Annotated in this window: 16 protein-coding genes and 1 tRNA gene; 3 read left to right on the top strand and 14 right to left on the bottom strand. The window is 64.2% G+C overall.

Annotated elements, in window-relative coordinates:
- Window positions 1–143 precede the first annotated feature (143 nt).
- Together cysS and AR540_RS07475 are read right to left on the bottom strand one after the other, a co-directional pair.
- A complete protein-coding gene (cysS, locus tag AR540_RS07480; RefSeq protein WP_059227462.1) occupies window positions 144–1,529 on the bottom strand; it encodes a cysteine--tRNA ligase in 1,386 nt (461 codons plus the stop codon).
- Window positions 1,529–3,217 (bottom strand): glutamine--tRNA ligase/YqeY domain fusion protein, encoded by a 1,689-nt coding sequence (locus tag AR540_RS07475; protein WP_059227460.1) that lies wholly within the window; start codon window positions 3,215–3,217, stop codon window positions 1,529–1,531. Before AR540_RS07475 ends, cysS begins: the two co-directional genes overlap by 1 nt.
- Before the next feature lie 149 nt (window positions 3,218–3,366).
- Here AR540_RS07475 and AR540_RS07470 point away from each other — a divergent pair, with 149 nt between their 5' ends.
- The 3 genes from AR540_RS07470 to AR540_RS07460 all read left to right on the top strand — a co-directional run bounded on the left by AR540_RS07470 (window position 3,367) and on the right by AR540_RS07460 (window position 5,582).
- Window positions 3,367–3,861, top strand: a complete 495-nt coding sequence (locus AR540_RS07470; RefSeq protein ID WP_058794534.1) for a peptidylprolyl isomerase — start codon at window positions 3,367–3,369, stop codon at window positions 3,859–3,861.
- Window positions 3,858–4,586, top strand: a complete 729-nt coding sequence (gene lpxH / locus AR540_RS07465) for a UDP-2,3-diacylglucosamine diphosphatase (protein WP_059227458.1) — start codon at window positions 3,858–3,860, stop codon at window positions 4,584–4,586. Before AR540_RS07470 ends, lpxH begins: the two co-directional genes overlap by 4 nt.
- Window positions 4,587–4,769: 183 nt before the next feature.
- On the top strand, window positions 4,770–5,582 hold the full coding sequence (locus tag AR540_RS07460; protein ID WP_059227456.1) for an HDOD domain-containing protein: 813 nt from the start codon (window positions 4,770–4,772) through the stop codon (window positions 5,580–5,582).
- 71 nt (window positions 5,583–5,653) lie between these two features.
- Here the strand turns inward: AR540_RS07460 and AR540_RS07455 are convergent.
- From AR540_RS07455 to AR540_RS07400, 12 genes are all read right to left on the bottom strand, one after another.
- Window positions 5,654–5,743, bottom strand: a tRNA-Ser gene (locus AR540_RS07455).
- Between the two features lie 535 nt (window positions 5,744–6,278).
- On the bottom strand, window positions 6,279–7,016 hold the full coding sequence (locus tag AR540_RS07450; protein WP_059227453.1) for a proteasome-type protease: 738 nt from the start codon (window positions 7,014–7,016) through the stop codon (window positions 6,279–6,281).
- A gap of 113 nt (window positions 7,017–7,129) precedes the next feature.
- The gene (locus AR540_RS07445) at window positions 7,130–7,933 is read right to left on the bottom strand and encodes a transglutaminase family protein (RefSeq protein ID WP_059227450.1); all 804 of its coding nucleotides are present in this window, start codon (window positions 7,931–7,933) and stop codon (window positions 7,130–7,132) included.
- Complete coding sequence (locus tag AR540_RS07440; RefSeq protein ID WP_059227448.1) at window positions 7,930–8,883, bottom strand: alpha-E domain-containing protein; 954 nt, start codon at window positions 8,881–8,883, stop codon at window positions 7,930–7,932. The genes AR540_RS07445 and AR540_RS07440 overlap by 4 nt, the downstream gene beginning before the upstream one ends.
- 62 nt (window positions 8,884–8,945) lie before the next feature.
- Window positions 8,946–10,355, bottom strand: a complete 1,410-nt coding sequence (locus AR540_RS07435) for a circularly permuted type 2 ATP-grasp protein (protein ID WP_059227446.1) — start codon at window positions 10,353–10,355, stop codon at window positions 8,946–8,948.
- Between the two features lie 255 nt (window positions 10,356–10,610).
- Window positions 10,611–10,952, bottom strand: coding sequence for a ribonuclease E inhibitor RraB (locus AR540_RS07430; RefSeq protein WP_059227444.1), 342 nt, complete (start codon window positions 10,950–10,952; stop codon window positions 10,611–10,613).
- A gap of 247 nt (window positions 10,953–11,199) precedes the next feature.
- Window positions 11,200–12,051, bottom strand: coding sequence for a polyamine aminopropyltransferase (gene speE, locus AR540_RS07425; protein ID WP_059227442.1), 852 nt, complete (start codon window positions 12,049–12,051; stop codon window positions 11,200–11,202).
- 94 nt (window positions 12,052–12,145) lie between these two features.
- The gene (locus AR540_RS07420; RefSeq protein ID WP_442963770.1) at window positions 12,146–12,358 is read right to left on the bottom strand and encodes a PLD nuclease N-terminal domain-containing protein; all 213 of its coding nucleotides are present in this window, start codon (window positions 12,356–12,358) and stop codon (window positions 12,146–12,148) included.
- Window positions 12,359–12,462: 104 nt separating this feature from the next.
- On the bottom strand, window positions 12,463–13,149 hold the full coding sequence (mtnC, locus tag AR540_RS07415) for an acireductone synthase (RefSeq protein ID WP_059227438.1): 687 nt from the start codon (window positions 13,147–13,149) through the stop codon (window positions 12,463–12,465).
- Window positions 13,146–13,697, bottom strand: coding sequence for a 1,2-dihydroxy-3-keto-5-methylthiopentene dioxygenase (locus AR540_RS07410; RefSeq protein WP_059227435.1), 552 nt, complete (start codon window positions 13,695–13,697; stop codon window positions 13,146–13,148). Before AR540_RS07410 ends, mtnC begins: the two co-directional genes overlap by 4 nt.
- The gene (locus tag AR540_RS07405; RefSeq protein ID WP_059227433.1) at window positions 13,694–14,308 is read right to left on the bottom strand and encodes a methylthioribulose 1-phosphate dehydratase; all 615 of its coding nucleotides are present in this window, start codon (window positions 14,306–14,308) and stop codon (window positions 13,694–13,696) included. The genes AR540_RS07410 and AR540_RS07405 overlap by 4 nt, the downstream gene beginning before the upstream one ends.
- A 44-nt stretch (window positions 14,309–14,352) precedes the next feature.
- The gene (locus AR540_RS07400) at window positions 14,353–15,705 is read right to left on the bottom strand and encodes an MFS transporter (RefSeq protein WP_442963759.1); all 1,353 of its coding nucleotides are present in this window, start codon (window positions 15,703–15,705) and stop codon (window positions 14,353–14,355) included.
- Between the last annotated feature and the right edge of the window lie 120 nt (window positions 15,706–15,825).

The raw sequence follows: 15,825 nt of genomic DNA, 5'->3' as shown, positions 1-15,825 counted from the left end.
GTGCGTGGACAAGGCTCCGCCGTTGTCCACACTACGATGCAACGTAGTAGCCTGGAAAACCGCGAAGCGTTTTCCGGGAATGCATAGCGAAACATTGCAAGTCGGGTGGCTGACGCAGAGCCGTCATCCACCCAACTGCAGGCTTACTCCGCCAGGCGCCAGGTAGTACCGCCCTTGCCGTCTTCCAGCACCACGCCCAGAGCGGTGAGCTGGTCACGGATGCGATCGGATTCCGCCCAGTTCTTCTCGGCCCTTGCGCTCAGGCGCGCCTGGATCAGCGCCTCGACCTCGGCCGCATCCACCCGGCCTGCCGCATCGGCGCGCAGGAAGGCTTCCGGCTCCAACTGCAGCACGCCGAGTACATCACCGAGCTCACGCAGACGCCCGGCCAGGCCAGCCGCCGCGGCGGGATCGCTCTCGCGCAGGCGGTTGATCTCGCGCGCCAGCTCGAACAGCACGCCGCAGGCACCGGCGGTGTTGAAGTCGTCGTCCATGCACTGGGCGAAGCGCTCGGCGTAGCTTTCGCCGCATCGCGCCGGTGCCTGGGGCAGGCCCTTGAGCGAGTGGTAGAAGCGCTCCAGGGCACCCTTGGCTTCGCGCAGGTTGTCTTCCGAATAGTTGATCGGACTGCGGTAGTGGCTGGCGATCAAGAGGTAGCGCACCACCTCGGGGTGGTACTTCTCCAGCACCTCGCGCAGGGTGAAGAAGTTGCCCAGGGACTTGGACATCTTCTCGCCATTGATGGTGATCATGCCGCAGTGCAGCCAGGCATTGGCGTAGGTCTTGCCGGTGGCCGCCTCGCTCTGGGCGATCTCGTTCTCGTGGTGCGGGAATTCCAGGTCGTTGCCGCCGCCGTGGATGTCGAAGGTCTCGCCCAGGCAGCAGGTGGACATCACCGAGCACTCGATATGCCAGCCCGGCCGCCCGGCGCCCCAGGGCGACGGCCAGCTCGGCTCGCCCGGCTTGGCGGCCTTCCACAGCACGAAGTCCAGCGGATCTTCCTTGGCCTCGCCCGGCTCGATGCGGGCGCCGATGCGCAGGTCCTCGATACGGCGCCGCGACAGCTTGCCGTAGCCGGCGAAGCGATTGACCCGGTAGTAGACGTCGCCATTGCCCGCGGCATAGGCGTAGCCCTTGTCGATCAGGGTCTGGATCATGGCGTGCATGCCGTCGATATGATCGGTGGCGCGCGGCTCCTGATCGGGCTTGCGGATATTCAGCCGCGCCTCGTCCTCGTGCATCGCCTCGATCATCCGCGCCACCAGGTCGGTGAAGGGCTCACCGTTGGCGTTGGCGCGATTGATGATCTTGTCGTCGATGTCGGTGATGTTGCGCACGTAGGTCAGGTCGTAGCCGCTATGGCGCAACCAGCGGGTGATGACGTCGAAGGCCACCATGCTGCGACCATGACCCAGGTGGCAGTAGTCGTAGACGGTCATGCCGCAGACGTACATCCGCACCTGCCCCGGCACCAGCGGCGTGAAGGCTTCCTTGGTCTTGGTCAGGGTGTTGTAGAGGTGCAGCGCCATCATTGCCCCCAGGAGTCGCGCAGGGTCACGGTGCGGTTGAACACCGGCTTGCCGGGCGCCGAATCCTTGGGATCGACGCAGAAGTAGCCTTCGCGCTCGAACTGGAAGCGGTCTTCCGGCTGCGCCTGGGCCAGCGACGGCTCGGCGCGGCAGCCCCGGAGCACCACCAGGGAATCGGGGTTGATGTTGTCGAGGAAGCTACCGCCCTCTTCGCTCTTCTCCGGCTGCGGCGAACGGAACAGGCGATCGTAGAGGCGTACCTCGCACTCCACACTGCCTGTGGCCGGCACCCAGTGGATCACGCCCTTGACCTTGCGACCCTCGGGGTTCTTGCCCAGGGTGTCCGGGTCGTAGCTGCAGCGCAGTTCGACGACCTTGCCGTCGGCATCCTTGATGGCTTCGTCGGCGCGGATCACGTAGCTGCCGCGCAGGCGCACCTCGCCACCCGGCTCCAGGCGCTTGTAGCCCTTGGGCGGATTCTCTTCGTAGTCACCCTGGTCGATGTACAGCTCGCGGGTGAAGGGCAGCTGGCGCACGCCCAGGTCCTGCTTGGGATGCCGCGCCAGTTCCAGGTTTTCCACCTGGCCCTCGGGGTAGTTGGTGATCACTACCTTTAGGGGTCTCAGCACGCACATGGCGCGCGGGGCGTTCTGGTCCAGGTCCTCGCGGATGGCGAATTCCAGCATGGCCACGTCGACCACGCCGTTGGAGCGGGTCACGCCGATCATCTCGCAGAAGTTGCGGATGGACGCAGGGGTGTAGCCGCGGCGGCGATAGCCCGACAGGGTCGACATGCGCGGGTCGTCCCAGCCATGCACATGGCCTTCGTCCACCAGTTGCTTGAGCTTGCGCTTGCTGGTGACGGTGTAGTTCAGGTTGAGGCGGGCGAATTCGTACTGGCGCGGCTGGGCCGGCACCGGCAGATGAGCCAGGAACCACTCGTACAGCGGACGATGGTCCTCGAACTCCAGGGTGCAGATGGAGTGGGTCACGCCTTCCAGGGCGTCGGACTGGCCATGGGTGAAGTCATAGCTCGGGTAGATGCACCAGGCATCCCCGGTCTGGTGGTGATGGGCATGGCGGATGCGATAGAGGATGGGATCGCGCAGGTTCATGTTGGGCGAGGCCATGTCGATCTTGGCGCGCAGCACCTTCTCGCCATCCTTGAACTCGCCGGCCTTCATGCGGGCGAACAGGTCCAGATTCTCGGCCACCGAACGGTCGCGGAAGGGGCTGTTGCGACCCGGCTCGGTGAGGCTGCCGCGGTATTCGCGGGCTTGCTCGGGGGTGAGGTCGCAGACATAGGCCAGGTCCTGCTCTACCAGGTGCACCGCCCAGGCATAGAGCTGGTCGAAGTAGGCGGAGGCATAGCGCACCTCGCCGGCCCAGTCGAAGCCCAGCCAGTGCACATCGCTCTTGATGGCGTCGATGTATTCCTGGTCTTCCTTGGCCGGGTTGGTGTCGTCGAAACGCAGATGGCAGTCGCCGCCGAATTCCTTGGCCAGGCCGAAGTTCACGCAGATCGACTTGGCGTGGCCGATGTGCAGGTAGCCGTTGGGTTCCGGGGGGAAACGGGTGACGATCTTGGCCTGCTTGCCGGTGTCCAGGTCGGCCTGGACGATCTGCCGCAGGAAATGCGCGGGGGCGGCTTTGGCGGCGGTGGACGAGTCGGAAGTCGGCTTGCTCATGGGATCCTTAAACTGGGCAGGCGCACGGCCAGGGTAGGCCGGGCAAAGGTAAACCCGTATCATAGCCCAACCCGTCAAGTCCCGGCGAAACCCTTGAGGCCCTCGCCGGGTCTGGATGCTGTCCCCCCTAAGCTTACGGATTCGCTGCCATGATCAAGCTGCACACCAACCACGGCGTCATCACCCTGGAACTGTTCGAGGACAAGGCGCCCGAAACCGCGGCCAACTTCAAGGAATACGTCAAGAGCGGTCACTACGACGGCACCATCTTCCACCGCGTGATCGGCAACTTCATGATCCAGGGCGGTGGTTTCGAGCCGGGCATGAAGCAGAAGCCGACCCGCGCCCCGATCAAGAACGAAGCCAACAATGGCGTTTCCAACGCGGTCGGCACCGTCGCCATGGCCCGTACCATGGACCCGCACTCCGCCTCGGCACAGTTCTTCATCAACGTGTCCGACAACACCTTCCTCAACCACACCGCTCCTACCAGTCAGGGCTGGGGTTATGCGGTGTTCGGCAAGGTCGTCGAGGGCATGGACGTGGTCAACGCCATCAAGGGCGTCGCCACCACCAGCAAAGCCGGTCACCAGGACGTGCCGAGCGAAGACGTCATCATCGAGAAGGCCGAGATCGTCGAGTGATACTGCTGGTTTCCGACCTGCATCTCGAACCGCAACGCCCGGATATCGTCCGGGCGTTTTTGCATCTTCTCGAAACGCAGGCCCGCGGCGCCGAGGCGCTCTACATCCTCGGTGACCTGTTCGAAGCCTGGATCGGCGACGATGCCATGGGCTCCTTCGAAAAAGAGATCGCCACCGCCCTGCGCCAGTTGGCCGATAGCGGCACGGCGATCTACCTGATGCATGGCAATCGCGACTTTCTCATCGGCAAGGCCTTCTGCCGCCAGGCCGGTTGCACGCTGCTGCCGGATCGCCATATCGCCGACCTCCACGGCCGGCGCGTGCTGCTGATGCACGGCGACACCCTCTGCACCCGCGACGAGGGTTATCAGAAGCTGCGCCGCATCCTGCGCAACCCCCTCACCCTCTTCGTCCTGCGCCACCTGCCGCTGGCCAGCCGCCAGCAGCTGGCGCGCAAGCTGCGCAGCGAGAGCCGCCAGCAGACCCGCGCCAAGGCGATGGACATCACCGACGTCACCGAGGCCGAGGTCGAGCGAGAAATGCAGGCGGCCCGGGTGACGACGCTGATCCATGGCCACACCCACAGACCTGCCACCCACGAGCTGCAGGTGAACGGCCAGGCCGCACAGCGGATCGTCCTGGGCGACTGGGACAGCCGTGGCTGGGTGCTGGAAGCCACTCCCGCAGGCCTGATTCAAAGAAATTTCGTACTCGACGAACGGTAATCGGACGTCCAGACGAGCACCATCGAATCGCGCTAAGCATCTGGTTTAAAAAGGTTTTTTTGACCTTTGAAAACCAGGCTCCAGCCCCCCTGCGACCGATCGTCACATAGCGATTACAGAAATCCACAAGAGCGACCGATGATGAGGATGTAAGGGGATATATCCATCTCTCGGAGACCGTTCATGCAACTCGAAACCCTGTTCGATCAGCTGCACAATCTGCCCAATGTTCCCGAGGTGGCGCAGATCCTCATCAAGCAATTCGACGACCCGAACACCAGCGTCGAAAAACTCGCGCGCACGGTAGCCCGCGACCCGGTCATCGCCGCCAAGGTGCTGCGCCTGGCCAACTCGGCGCGCTTCCGTGGCGCCCGCGAATCCACCAGCATCGAAGACGCCGCCATGCGCCTGGGCTTCAATACCCTGCGCACCCTGGTACTGGCCTCGGCCTTCACCGGCGGCTTCAAGGCCGCGCCCGGCTTCGACCTGCAGGCCTTCTGGTACAACAGCTTCCTGGTGGCCAGCCTGTGCAAGCCGCTGGCCAAGCAGGCCGGCCTGGACCAGGAAACCGCCTTCACCTGCGGCATGCTCCACGACATCGGTGAACTGCTGATCCAGAGCGGCGCTCCGGAACTGGCTCCGAGCCTGTCCGGCCCTGCCACCGCCAGCAGCCATCGCGCTGCCGACGAAACCCTGCAACTGGGCTTCGGCTATCCGGAAGTGGGTGCTGAACTCGCACGTCGCTGGCAGCTGCCCCAGGTCCTGCGTGACGCCATCGCCTTCCAGGCTCGCCCGCTGCAGGCGCCCGAAGGCAACGGCTATGCGCTGATCGTGGCCCAGGCAGTCGCCGTGGCCGAGGTGCTGCACGAGAGCGCCGGTGACAGCAAGGTGCTGGACCTGAGTGGCCCGCTGTTCGCCAGCATCGACCTCGAACAACTGGCCTCCACGCTGCCCAGCGCCCGGGATACCGCGGCGACCTTCTGCCAAGCCGCCTGAGCCGGTGGGGCCGGCAAACGCCGGGCAAGAAAAAACCCCTGGAGCTGGGCTCTCAGGGGTTCTCTCAGATCTGGCGGTGAGGGAGGGATTCGAACCCTCGATAAGATTTCTCCTATACACACTTTCCAGGCGTGCTCCTTCAACCGCTCGGACACCTCACCAGATTTGCTCGGCGGCTGCATCTGCATCACCGAGGCGCGCAACTATAGGCAAAGGTGTTTTCGATGGCAAGCTTTTTCTTCAATCGATTCATACATTTGCACGAAGAAACTGGAGAGAGGTCCAGCTGGGGCCGTTCACGGGATGACCGGTTGGTCGCTATCGCCTTTGGCAATGGCCGTTAAAGCCCCGACCAACGGTAGTGTCGCTCGCGAATCTGTAATCGCCTGAAATCATGGAAGAAATCAGGCGGAGCGACATTTTTGATAACCGACCGGTCGGGAACCGCCACAAAACTGAAATTTATGTTCTATAGCTACTGGATAGTGCTCAAGCCTGCGGGTATCAGTAGCTGCATGCCGTCCTTGCGCAAGCGCTCTACCCGGAAGACGTGAAGGCTGCAAACAGCTAACAATAAAGGCCCCCAAGTCATGTTCAAGAATCCCATTCCCAAGTGGCGCCAGGCGAGTTTCGTACTCATCGTCACCACCGTGGTGCTGGTCATCCCCAACCTGTCGCGGTTCTTCGGCTGATCCTTCAGCGCCAGTAATCGCCAGGCGGGGCCGGCAGGGCCGCGAGCAGGTCGCGCAGTCCCTCGCCCCAGCCCCGGCGCAGCTCCAGAAAATAGTCATCCTGCTCGTCGATGCGGTGGCTGTTCACCCGCTCGAGTCGATCCCGCGGCAGGACCACCAGGTCCAGCGGCAGACCAACGGAGAGATTGCTGCGGATCGTCGCGTCGAAGGACAGCAGCGCGCAGCGCAGTGCCTCTTCGAGTGGCGTATCGAAGGTCAGGGCGCGATCCAGGATGGGTTTGCCGTACTTGCTCTCACCGATCTGGAAAAAGGGAGTGTCCTCGGTGGCGCTGATGAAGTTACCGTGGGGATAGATGTTGAACAGCTCCGGCTCCGCCCCCTCGATCTGACCACCCAGCAGGAACGAGCAGCTCAGGTCGAGGCCATGGCCACTGGGCGCGTCCTGGGCTTCCCGCTGCAACACCTCTCTCAGGGTCTGCCCGAGCAACACGGCCGCGTGGTTCAGGGTGGGCACGTCGTGCAGGTTGGCGTGCGCGCCGTCCAGCCGCTGCCGTAACAGACTGATCACCGCCTGGGAGGTGGCCAGGTTGCCCGCCGACTGGATGGCGACCAGGCGTTCGCCGGGCACGTTGAACAGATGCAGCTTGCGAAAGGTGGCGATGTTGTCGACGCCGGCATTGGTTCGGGAGTCGGCGACGAACACCAGGCCGTCGTGCAGCTTCATGGCGACGCAATAAGTCATGCGAACCTCGGGCAGAAAGGACGGATTGCCGTAGCACTGACGGCGGCGAGCCGCACCACCAGACGACGAGGCCGCACGGTGGCGGCCTCGTCTCCTCGGGTGACTGTCGCAGATTATTGTTGCTGTTGCTGAACCTGCTGCAGGGGCTCGACCAGCACCTTGGCTTCCATCTGCTCCACTCCACCGCCGCGACGCATGCCACGCACCGGGCAGGCGTCTAGGTAGTCCAGGCCGATGGCCAGCCGCAAATGCCGCTCCGGACGAGCCAGGCGGTTGGTGACGTCGTAGCTGTACCAGGCGCCATCGTGCCAGGCCTCGGCCCAGGCATGGCTGGACAGGTGCTCGCTATCATCGGTGCACAGGTAGCCCGACACGTAGCGCGCCGGAATACCCAGGCTGCGCGCGCAGGCGAGGAAGGCATGGGCGTGGTCCTGGCAGACCCCGGCGCCCTTGGCGAAGGCCTGGGCGGCGTTGCCATCCACCTCGGTGGAGCCGGGGATGTAGACCATCCGCTCGTGCAGGCGCTCCATGAGCTGGATCAGCGTCGCCCGATCCCGCTTGGCATCACAGACCTCCCGAGCGAAGTCCGCCAGCGCCTCGTCAGCCTCGGTCAGCCGGGTCTGGCGCAGGAAGGGAAAGGGCGAGGCCTGGCAGGGCTCGGACTCGAAGTCTTCGTCGATTTCCACCTGGCCGCTGGCGGTGATGGTGATGGCGTCATGCGGGGTGTCCAGGGTCAGCACATGCAGGATATTGCCGAAGGGATCGCGCTGGGCCCGGGCCGGACGCGGCAGCGACAACTCCCAGTCGAGGATCGTCTGGCGCGCATCGCACTGGGGCGTGAGGCGCAGGTACTGGATGCTGGCGCGGACCTGGTCGGCGTAGCGATACAGCGTTTCATGATGGATCGCGAGTCTCATACAGCCTCCAGGTAGGCGGTGTTGATGGTGCTACCGAGCAGGCGGATATGGACGATGAAATCGCCGATCCAGGCGTGTAGCCCTTCTTCCAGAACTTCGTCGATGCTGGTGTAGCGTAGCCGCGCTTCGAGACCGGCGGCCAGGCGCTTGGCCTCACGACCGTTGTCGCCCGGCAGACTGGCCAGGACGCGGTGCAGTTCGATCACACAGGCCAGCAGCGAGCGCGGCAGGTCTTCCTGCAGGAGCAGCAGCTCGGCGCCGTTGCGCACGTTGAGCGAATGGCGATATAGCTCGGTATAGGCCTCGAAGGCACTCAGGGCGCGCAACAAGGCACTCCACTGATAGAAGCCGCGCGCCGAGGAGTCACTGATGGCTTCGGCCTCCTCTTCGCCCAGCACCTGGTAGCGGGCGTCGAGCATGCGCAGGGTGTTGTCGGCGCGCTCGACGAAGGTACCCAGGCGAATGAAGCGATAGGCATCGTTTCTCATGATGGTGCCGACGGTGGCACCGCGGAACAGGTGGGATCTTTCCTTGACCCATTCACAGAAGCGGCTGATACCGAAGCGGATCAGCCCGGTGACGGCGATCTCGCGCATCTCCAGCCAGGTGGCATTGACGTTCTCCCACATGTCGGCGGTGATGCGACCGCGCACGGCGTGGGCATTGGCGCGAGCGGCCTGCAGGCAGCAATAGATGCTGCCGGGATTGCGTTCGTCGAGGGCGAAGAAATGCAGCAATTGCTCGGGATGCAGGGCACCGTGTTTTTCCCGGTAGTCGTCCAGGGTACCGGTGATGAGCAGGGGCATGGCCAGTTCGTCCAGCCCTCCCCCCTGCCCGCTCTGCGGCATCATCGACAGTGAATAGCTGACGTCCAGCATCCGCGCGAGGTTCTCGGCGCGCTCCAGGTTGCGGGACATCCAGTACAGATCGGCAGCGGTACGACTCAACATGGTGGGGTCGCCTTTCGAAAGTCCTTACGAGGCCGCCTGCGCGGCCACTGATTCATGGCGGTCTAGTCCTGGACCACCCAGGTGTCCTTGGTGCCGCCGCCTTGGGACGAATTCACCACCAGGGAGCCTTCGCGCAGCGCGACCCGGGTCAGGCCGCCTGGGACCAGCCGCGTCTTGCGGCCAGAGAGCACGAAGGGGCGCAGATCGATATGCCGCGGGGCAATGCCGTTCTCGACGAAGGTCGGACAGGTGGACAGCGACAGCGTCGGCTGGGCGATATAGGCGCTGGGGTTGGCCTTGAGCCGGCCGCGGAAGAGCTCGATCTCGGCGGCGGTGGCCGCGGGACCGACCAGCATGCCGTAGCCGCCGGAGCCATGGACTTCCTTGACCACCAGCTCGGGCAGGTTGGCCAGCACGTGGGACAGCTCCTCCGGCTTGCGGCACTGCCAGGTGGGCACGTTGTAGAGGATGGGCTCTTCGCTCAGGTAGAAGCGGATCATCTCCGGCACATAGGGATAGATCGACTTGTCGTCGGCCACGCCGGTGCCGATGGCATTGGCCAGGATGACGTTGCCTGCCCGGTAGGCGGCCAGCAGTCCGGGGACGCCGAGCATGGAGTCCGGGTTGAAGGCCAACGGATCGAGGAAGGCGTCGTCCAGGCGGCGATAGATGACGTCGACCTTCTGGAAGCCCGAGGTGGTACGCATGAACACCTGCTCGTCACGCACCAGCAGGTCGGCACCTTCCACCAGCTCCACACCCATCTCGCGGGCGAGGAAGGCATGTTCGAAGTAGGCGCTGTTGAAGCGACCGGGGGTCAATACCGCCACGGTGGGATTGTTGACCGGCGTCGAGCTGCGCAGGGTATCCAGCAACAGGTTGGGATAGTGATCGATGGGGGCGATGCGCTCGAGGGTGAACAGCTCGGGGAACAACCGCATCATCATCTTGCGGTTCTCGAGCATGTAGGACACCCCGCTCGGGGTGCGCAGGTTGTCTTCGAGCACGTAGTAGGCGCCATCGCCATCGCGGACCAGATCGACCCCGGCGATGTGGGCATAGATGCCGTTAGGCAGGTCCAGCCCCTGCATCGCCAGCTGGTACTGATCGTTGGCCAGCACCTGTTCGGCCGGAATGACCCCGGCCTTGATGATGCGCTGTTCGTGATAGAGGTCGTGGAGGAACAGGTTCAGCGCCTGGACGCGCTGGACGCAGCCACGCTCGATAACCTGCCATTCGCTGGCGGGAATCGCCCGCGGCAGGGCGTCGAAGGGAATCAGGCGCTCCGTGCCCTGCTCGTCCCCGTAGAGGGTGAAGGTGATGCCGGCACGGTGGAACAGCAGGTCGGCTTCACGGCGCCGCTGGGCCAGGAGTTCAGGGGGGGTTTCACTCAGCCATTTGGCATAGCGACCATAATGCGGCCGACACTGCGCCTGGACGTCATACATCTCGTTATACAGTGGGCGGCTCATGCCGATCTCCTTATCACTCGCCTGGCGAGCGTCGCAAGCCGCGTGCCAGAGCGCAAGGTGTCAAACCCTGGCCTTTGCCAGCCCAGAGGTCCGACCCTGCACCAGATTCAAGCACACTGCATTGCCCGTGCACCGTTACGTTTCGGTATTGTGGCTAAGACGGTGCGCGCCAAGGAAAGTGCGATGCCAGGCGGGGGGAGGAGCGGCAAAAAGAAACCGGCGCTGCCTCGCGGCAGGCCGGTTGCGGAGGACGGATCAGGCGTGGGTACGGGTGACTTCCTGGGTGACACCCCAGCCGTCCAGCTGACCACCGAGCGGTAACACCACGGCTTCGAGGTCGCTTTCGAAATCGTCGATGGTGGCGTGGGTGGCGAACATCACCTTGCTGACCTGCAAATGCCAGCCACCGTCCTCATGGGGCATCACCTGGGTGTTGAGTGACTCACCTTGGAACTGGTCCGCCGCCAGGCGGGCCCTGCGTTCGTCGGCGAAGATGGCGAAGAAGTCGATCGGGTGAAAGCGGGCGAAATCGAAACCGCCCTCCTTCATCCGCTGCAGCAAGTTCAAGCTCACATCATCGGCAAACGACAAGGACATAGGACTTCCCTCCTCTGGTTCGGATGATCTTCTCGACGGAACGTCGTACCGGCGTCCGTCGAGTCGCGGCTGAGAACTCGAACGGTGCCGCGACCGCCAGGGCTTAGAAGCTTGTTAACGATCTCGCGAGCTAGCGCCAAACAAGGCGAAAAGGGCTGAGAAAGCGCAGTTTACGAGTGGTAAATGAGCATTTCGAAGGCCTTTTCAACGCCGTTTGGCCGACGCGCAGCAGATCGTGGACAGCTTCTTACGCCTTGCCGATGGCCTCCAGCACGTATCGAGGTAGAGCAAAGGCAGCAGCATGCAGCTCCGGGGTGTAATAGCGAGTCTGGATGCCTGTATCACTGTAGCGCTGCGCCAGGGTTTCGGCATTCTGCCGACGCAAGGTCGTGTCCTTGCTACCCCAGGCGAGGGTCATGACGCCCCCTATGTAGGTAGGCACCGCCGACAAGTAAAAGTGCCAGTCGGCGAACAGCCCGGCCATCCGGCTGGCGGTGGTCTTGACTTCGTCCAGTTGCAGGAAGGGCGTGCCGTTCTGCGCGACCATCACGCCGCCGTCGTTCAGACAGCGATGGCAGGCCTGGTAGAAGTTTTCCGAAAACAGCACTTCGGCCGGACCGATGGGATCGGTGGAGTCGGAGATGATGACGTCGTAGCGCTCGTGGGTGTTGGCGACGAAGTTCATGCCATCGTCGATCACCAGGTTCAGGCGCGGATCCTCGAAGGCACCGGCCGAATGCCCCGGGAAGAATTGCTTGCACATCTCTACCACCGAGCCGTCGATCTCGACCATGGTGATGTGCTCGACGCGCTGATGCTTGGCCACTTCGCGCAGGATGCCGCCGTCGCCGCCACCGATGATGAGCACCCGCTTGGGCGCCGGATGGGCCAGCAGCGGCACGTGGGTGAGCATCTCGTGGTAGATGAACTCGTCGGCCTCGGTGGTCTGGATGACACCGTCCAGGGCCATCACCTTGCCCAGCACGGCGTTCTGGAAGATCACCAGGTGCTGGTGCTCGGTGCGCACCTCGTGGAGCAGGCGTTCGACGGTGAATCTCTGGCCGTAGCCGTCGTAGAGGGTTTCCAGGTAGTCGCTCATGTCGCTCTCCGCAGGTGGCAGGCCGAGACGAACAATGCCCGACCAAAAGCCGGGCATTGTAAGAGCTGGATGTGACAGGCTCCAGCGTTGCGCGCTAGCCCTTGTGGGTAGGCGCGCTAGCCGAACGGTTGCCGCGCGGTCCGGCAGCGGCCCAGGCGATCAGACCGATCACCGGCAGCACGATGATGAGCACCGTCCAGCCGATCTTGGCGTTGTTGGTGCTGTCGCTGCGGATGACGTTGACGATGGCCCAGATGTCAAGCAGGAAGACGATGAAGCCCAGTACACCGCCGATGGTGGAATTGATCATGTCGCGACTCCCGTTACGAGGACACAGGTCTCGTCACTTGGGACTGGCGACGACGGCGTCGAGTTCGGCCGGCTCGCTTGGCAGCGTACCGGCCGCCGAGCTCAGCCGAAGCGGGTCAGGTCGATGTCGGTGAAGGACGCCACGCAGGGATGATCGCCCAGCTGGCCGCCAGCGCGGACCAGGCCGCAGGTCGGCAGGCCCGCCTGGCGCGCGGCGTCCAGCTCCTCCACCACGTCGGACAGGAACAGCAGCTCCGCCGGCTCATGGGTGGTCGCCGAAGCGATGCGCGCATAGGAGGCAGGCTCGCGCTTGCCGCCGGTCAGGGTATCGAAATATCCGGAAAACAACGGCGTGAGATCGCCATGTTCGGAGCAGCCGAAGATCAGCTTCTGCGCCTGCACCGAGCCGGAGGAATAGACGTACAGCGGCAGCCCGGCGGCGTGCCACTGGCGCAGCGCCTGGACAGCGTCGGGGTAGACGTGCCCCTTGAGCGCCCCGGCGCGATAGCCCTCCTCCCATACCTGGCCCTGCAGGGCCTTGAGTGGCGTGGCCTTGCGGTCGGCGGCGATCCACGCCAGCAGGATGGCGATCACCCGCTCCAGATCGGCGTCCAGCTCGCCGGCCTCGGCGCGCACGGCGTCGAGCTGTTCGGCCACCGCCGGTTCCTGGGCATGGGTGCGGACATAGGCCGGCAGATGCTCGCGGGCGTAGGGAAAGAGCACGTCGAAGACGAAGCTGACAGCGCTGGTGGTGCCCTCGATGTCGGTGAGGATGCCCTTGATGGTCACGCCTCGACCTCCAGACGCGGGAAGCGCCGGGCGATGTCGACCCCGGTGAAGTGGGCGACCCAGCCTTCGGGATTATCGAACAGGCGGATGGCGACGAAGGACGGCGACTCGCTCATGTCGAACCAGTGCGGAGTACCGGCCGGTACCGAGATGAGGTCGTTCTTCTCGCAGAGCACGGCGTAGACGTGGTCGTCGATGTGCAGGGTGAAGAGGCCCTGACCGGCGACGAAGAAGCGCACCTCGTCTTCGTTGTGGCGGTGCTCTTCGAGGAACTTGGCACGCAGCGCCTCCTTCTGCGGATGCTCGGGATGCATGCTGATGACATCGACGGTCTGGTAACCGCGCTCCTGGATAAGGCGATCGATCTCCGGCCGGTAGGCGGCGATCACCTCCTCCTGGCTGGCGCCGGGCGCTACCGGGGCGGTGGCCTGCCAGCGCTCGAAACGTACCCCGACCTCGGCCAGGGTGGCGGCGATGTGCTCGCCGTCGCTGATCACCTTCAGCGGCTGATTGGGTTCGGCATCGTGGTAGACGGTCAGTCGGCTCATGCTCGCAGGCTCCGGGTCTTGAGTTCGCACTCGAAGAGGAATTCGAAGGCTTCCACGTGACGCAGGGCATCGGCCATGCGCGGCCCCCAAGTATAGAGGCCGTGGCCGCGGATCAGGTACCCCACGCAGTCGGGATGCACGTCGAGCCAGGTCTGCACCTGGTCGGCCAGGCGCGGGATGTCCTGATCGTTGTCGAAGATCGGTACCTCCACCCGCACCTCATGGGTGGTGACGCCATGCAGGGCCTTCTGCAGCTCGTAACCGTCCAGCAGCAGGCGATCCCCCTGCAGCTCGCGGGAGAGCACGGTGGAGTTCACGGAATGGGTATGCAGCACGGCGCCGATCTCGGGTTGCCAGCGATAGAGCTGGGTGTGCAGCGCCGTCTCCGCGGAGGGCTTCTTCGCCTCCAGTGGGGTACCGTCGAGATCGGTGGCGAGGACGTCGTCCAGCTCGAGCTGGCCCTTGTGCTTGCCGGAGACGGTCAGCAGCAGACGACTGTCGGACAGCCGTACCGAATAGTTGCTGCTGGTAGCCGGCGACCAGCCGCGGCCATAGAGGAAGCGACCGGCGTCGATGATTTCCTGGGCCAGTTGCTCACGCTGCTGGATCATGGACGGTTCTCCTAGGTTCTGTACGAAAAGTCGCCGAGCGACGGTCAGGCGAGGCGCAACGACCAACGGGAGTAACAGCCAACGGCTGGCCCGAAGGGTGAGCGCCAGCGAATCAAAATGCTGAGGAAGCGGAGTTTACGACTGGTAAATGAGCATTCCGAAGCGTTTTTCAACGAAGCATCACCGAGCGCAGGCACTTTTCGTGCTGGACCTAACGGACAAGAGGATGAGGAAGGCGCCCACCAACGCCGCCAGGCTGGCGCCAACGAAGGCTGCGAGGGCGCCGGAACCTGCCAGGCATAGCCAGCATACAGGGCGCCGAGCGCACCGCCAGCCCCGGAAAGCGCCGCGTAGAGCGACTGCGCCTGCCCCTGGCGACGGCGATCGAAATGGGATTGCACGAACTGGATGGCGGCCGCGTGGAAGCAACCGAAGGTTGCCGCGTGCAACAACTGGGCGAACAGCAGTACCCCGAGCTGGTCGGCCAGGGCACCCAGCAGCAGCCAGCGTCCGGCAGCGATCAGGAAGGCGGCGATCAGCAGCCTGGGCAGGGCGATCCGCGCCAGCAACTGCGGCATGACGAGGAAGATCACCACCTCGGCGATCACGCCCAGCGACCAGAGCTGGCCGATGACGCCGCGGCCATAGCCCAATCCTTCCAGGTGCAGGGTGAAGACGGTGTAGTAAGGGCCGTGGGACAGCTGCATCAGTGCGGCCGCCACGAAGAAGGCCAGCACCCGCGGCTGGCGCAGGGTGGTGAGGAAGGGCTCGGCCGGTGGCTCGGGGCGCTGACCGGGATCGACCTTCACCCCGGGCACCACCAGGGAAGCCAGCAGGATGATCGCCATCACCAGCAGCAGGTAGGCGGGATAGAGGTCCAGGCTGACGAACTCGAAGGCCCAGCCAAGCCCCGCCACCGCGGCGATGAAGCCGACGGAACCCCACAGGCGGATCCGTGCGTAGCGCTGCGGCTGGTCGCGCAGATGGGCCAGGGTGATGGCTTCGAATTGCGGCAAGACGGCGTGCCAGAAGAAGGCATGGCCGGCCATGATCAGCGCCAGCCAGACGAATCCCTGGCCGAGGTAGATGCCGGAGAAACACAGCAGGGTGCAGGCGGCACCGAGGCGGACGATGCTCAGGCGGCGACCGCTACGATCGGCCAGCCAGCCCCAGAGATTGGGCGCCAGCACCCGCATCAGCATGGGAATGGCCACCAATTGTCCGATGGCGCTGCCGGAAAAGCCCAGGTGGTGGAAGTACAGCCCCAGGTAAGGCGCCGTAGCCCCCAGCAGGGCGAAGTAGGCGAAGTAGAAGCCTGACAGGCGCCAATAGGGAACCGGTATCGTCCGCCTGGCACCAGGCGCCCGTTCGGTATCTTGCGAGCCAGGGTCAGACAAGGCGCAACGACCAACGGAAGTCATAGCCAACGACCGGCCCGAAGGGTGAGCGCCAGCGAATCAAAGGCCTGAGCAACGAATCCAGCTCGCGCTCGAGTTCATTTGGGGTAAACCCGCGTT

The sequence above is a fragment of the Pseudomonas sp. EpS/L25 genome (genome assembly GCF_001512295.1).
Classification (GTDB): domain Bacteria; phylum Pseudomonadota; class Gammaproteobacteria; order Pseudomonadales; family Pseudomonadaceae; genus Chryseomonas.
The sequence above is the reverse complement of the archived record's forward strand: the minus strand, read 5'-3'. Positions and strand labels throughout refer to the sequence as shown.

What these genes read in the sequence shown, in the direction of transcription:
- cysS (WP_059227462.1), bottom strand. Translation starts at nt 1,529, where the DNA reads ATGGCGCTGCACCTCTACAACACCCTGACCAAGACCAAGGAAGCCTTC.
- AR540_RS07475 (WP_059227460.1), bottom strand. Translation starts at nt 3,217, where the DNA reads ATGAGCAAGCCGACTTCCGACTCGTCCACCGCCGCCAAAGCCGCCCCC.
- AR540_RS07470 (WP_058794534.1), top strand. Translation starts at nt 3,367, where the DNA reads ATGATCAAGCTGCACACCAACCACGGCGTCATCACCCTGGAACTGTTC.
- AR540_RS07460 (WP_059227456.1), top strand. Translation starts at nt 4,770, where the DNA reads ATGCAACTCGAAACCCTGTTCGATCAGCTGCACAATCTGCCCAATGTT.
- AR540_RS07450 (WP_059227453.1), bottom strand. Translation starts at nt 7,016, where the DNA reads ATGACTTATTGCGTCGCCATGAAGCTGCACGACGGCCTGGTGTTCGTC.
- AR540_RS07445 (WP_059227450.1), bottom strand. Translation starts at nt 7,933, where the DNA reads ATGAGACTCGCGATCCATCATGAAACGCTGTATCGCTACGCCGACCAG.
- AR540_RS07440 (WP_059227448.1), bottom strand. Translation starts at nt 8,883, where the DNA reads ATGTTGAGTCGTACCGCTGCCGATCTGTACTGGATGTCCCGCAACCTG.
- AR540_RS07435 (WP_059227446.1), bottom strand. Translation starts at nt 10,355, where the DNA reads ATGAGCCGCCCACTGTATAACGAGATGTATGACGTCCAGGCGCAGTGT.
- AR540_RS07430 (WP_059227444.1), bottom strand. Translation starts at nt 10,952, where the DNA reads ATGTCCTTGTCGTTTGCCGATGATGTGAGCTTGAACTTGCTGCAGCGG.
- speE (WP_059227442.1), bottom strand. Translation starts at nt 12,051, where the DNA reads ATGAGCGACTACCTGGAAACCCTCTACGACGGCTACGGCCAGAGATTC.
- AR540_RS07410 (WP_059227435.1), bottom strand. Translation starts at nt 13,697, where the DNA reads ATGAGCCGACTGACCGTCTACCACGATGCCGAACCCAATCAGCCGCTG.
- AR540_RS07405 (WP_059227433.1), bottom strand. Translation starts at nt 14,308, where the DNA reads ATGATCCAGCAGCGTGAGCAACTGGCCCAGGAAATCATCGACGCCGGT.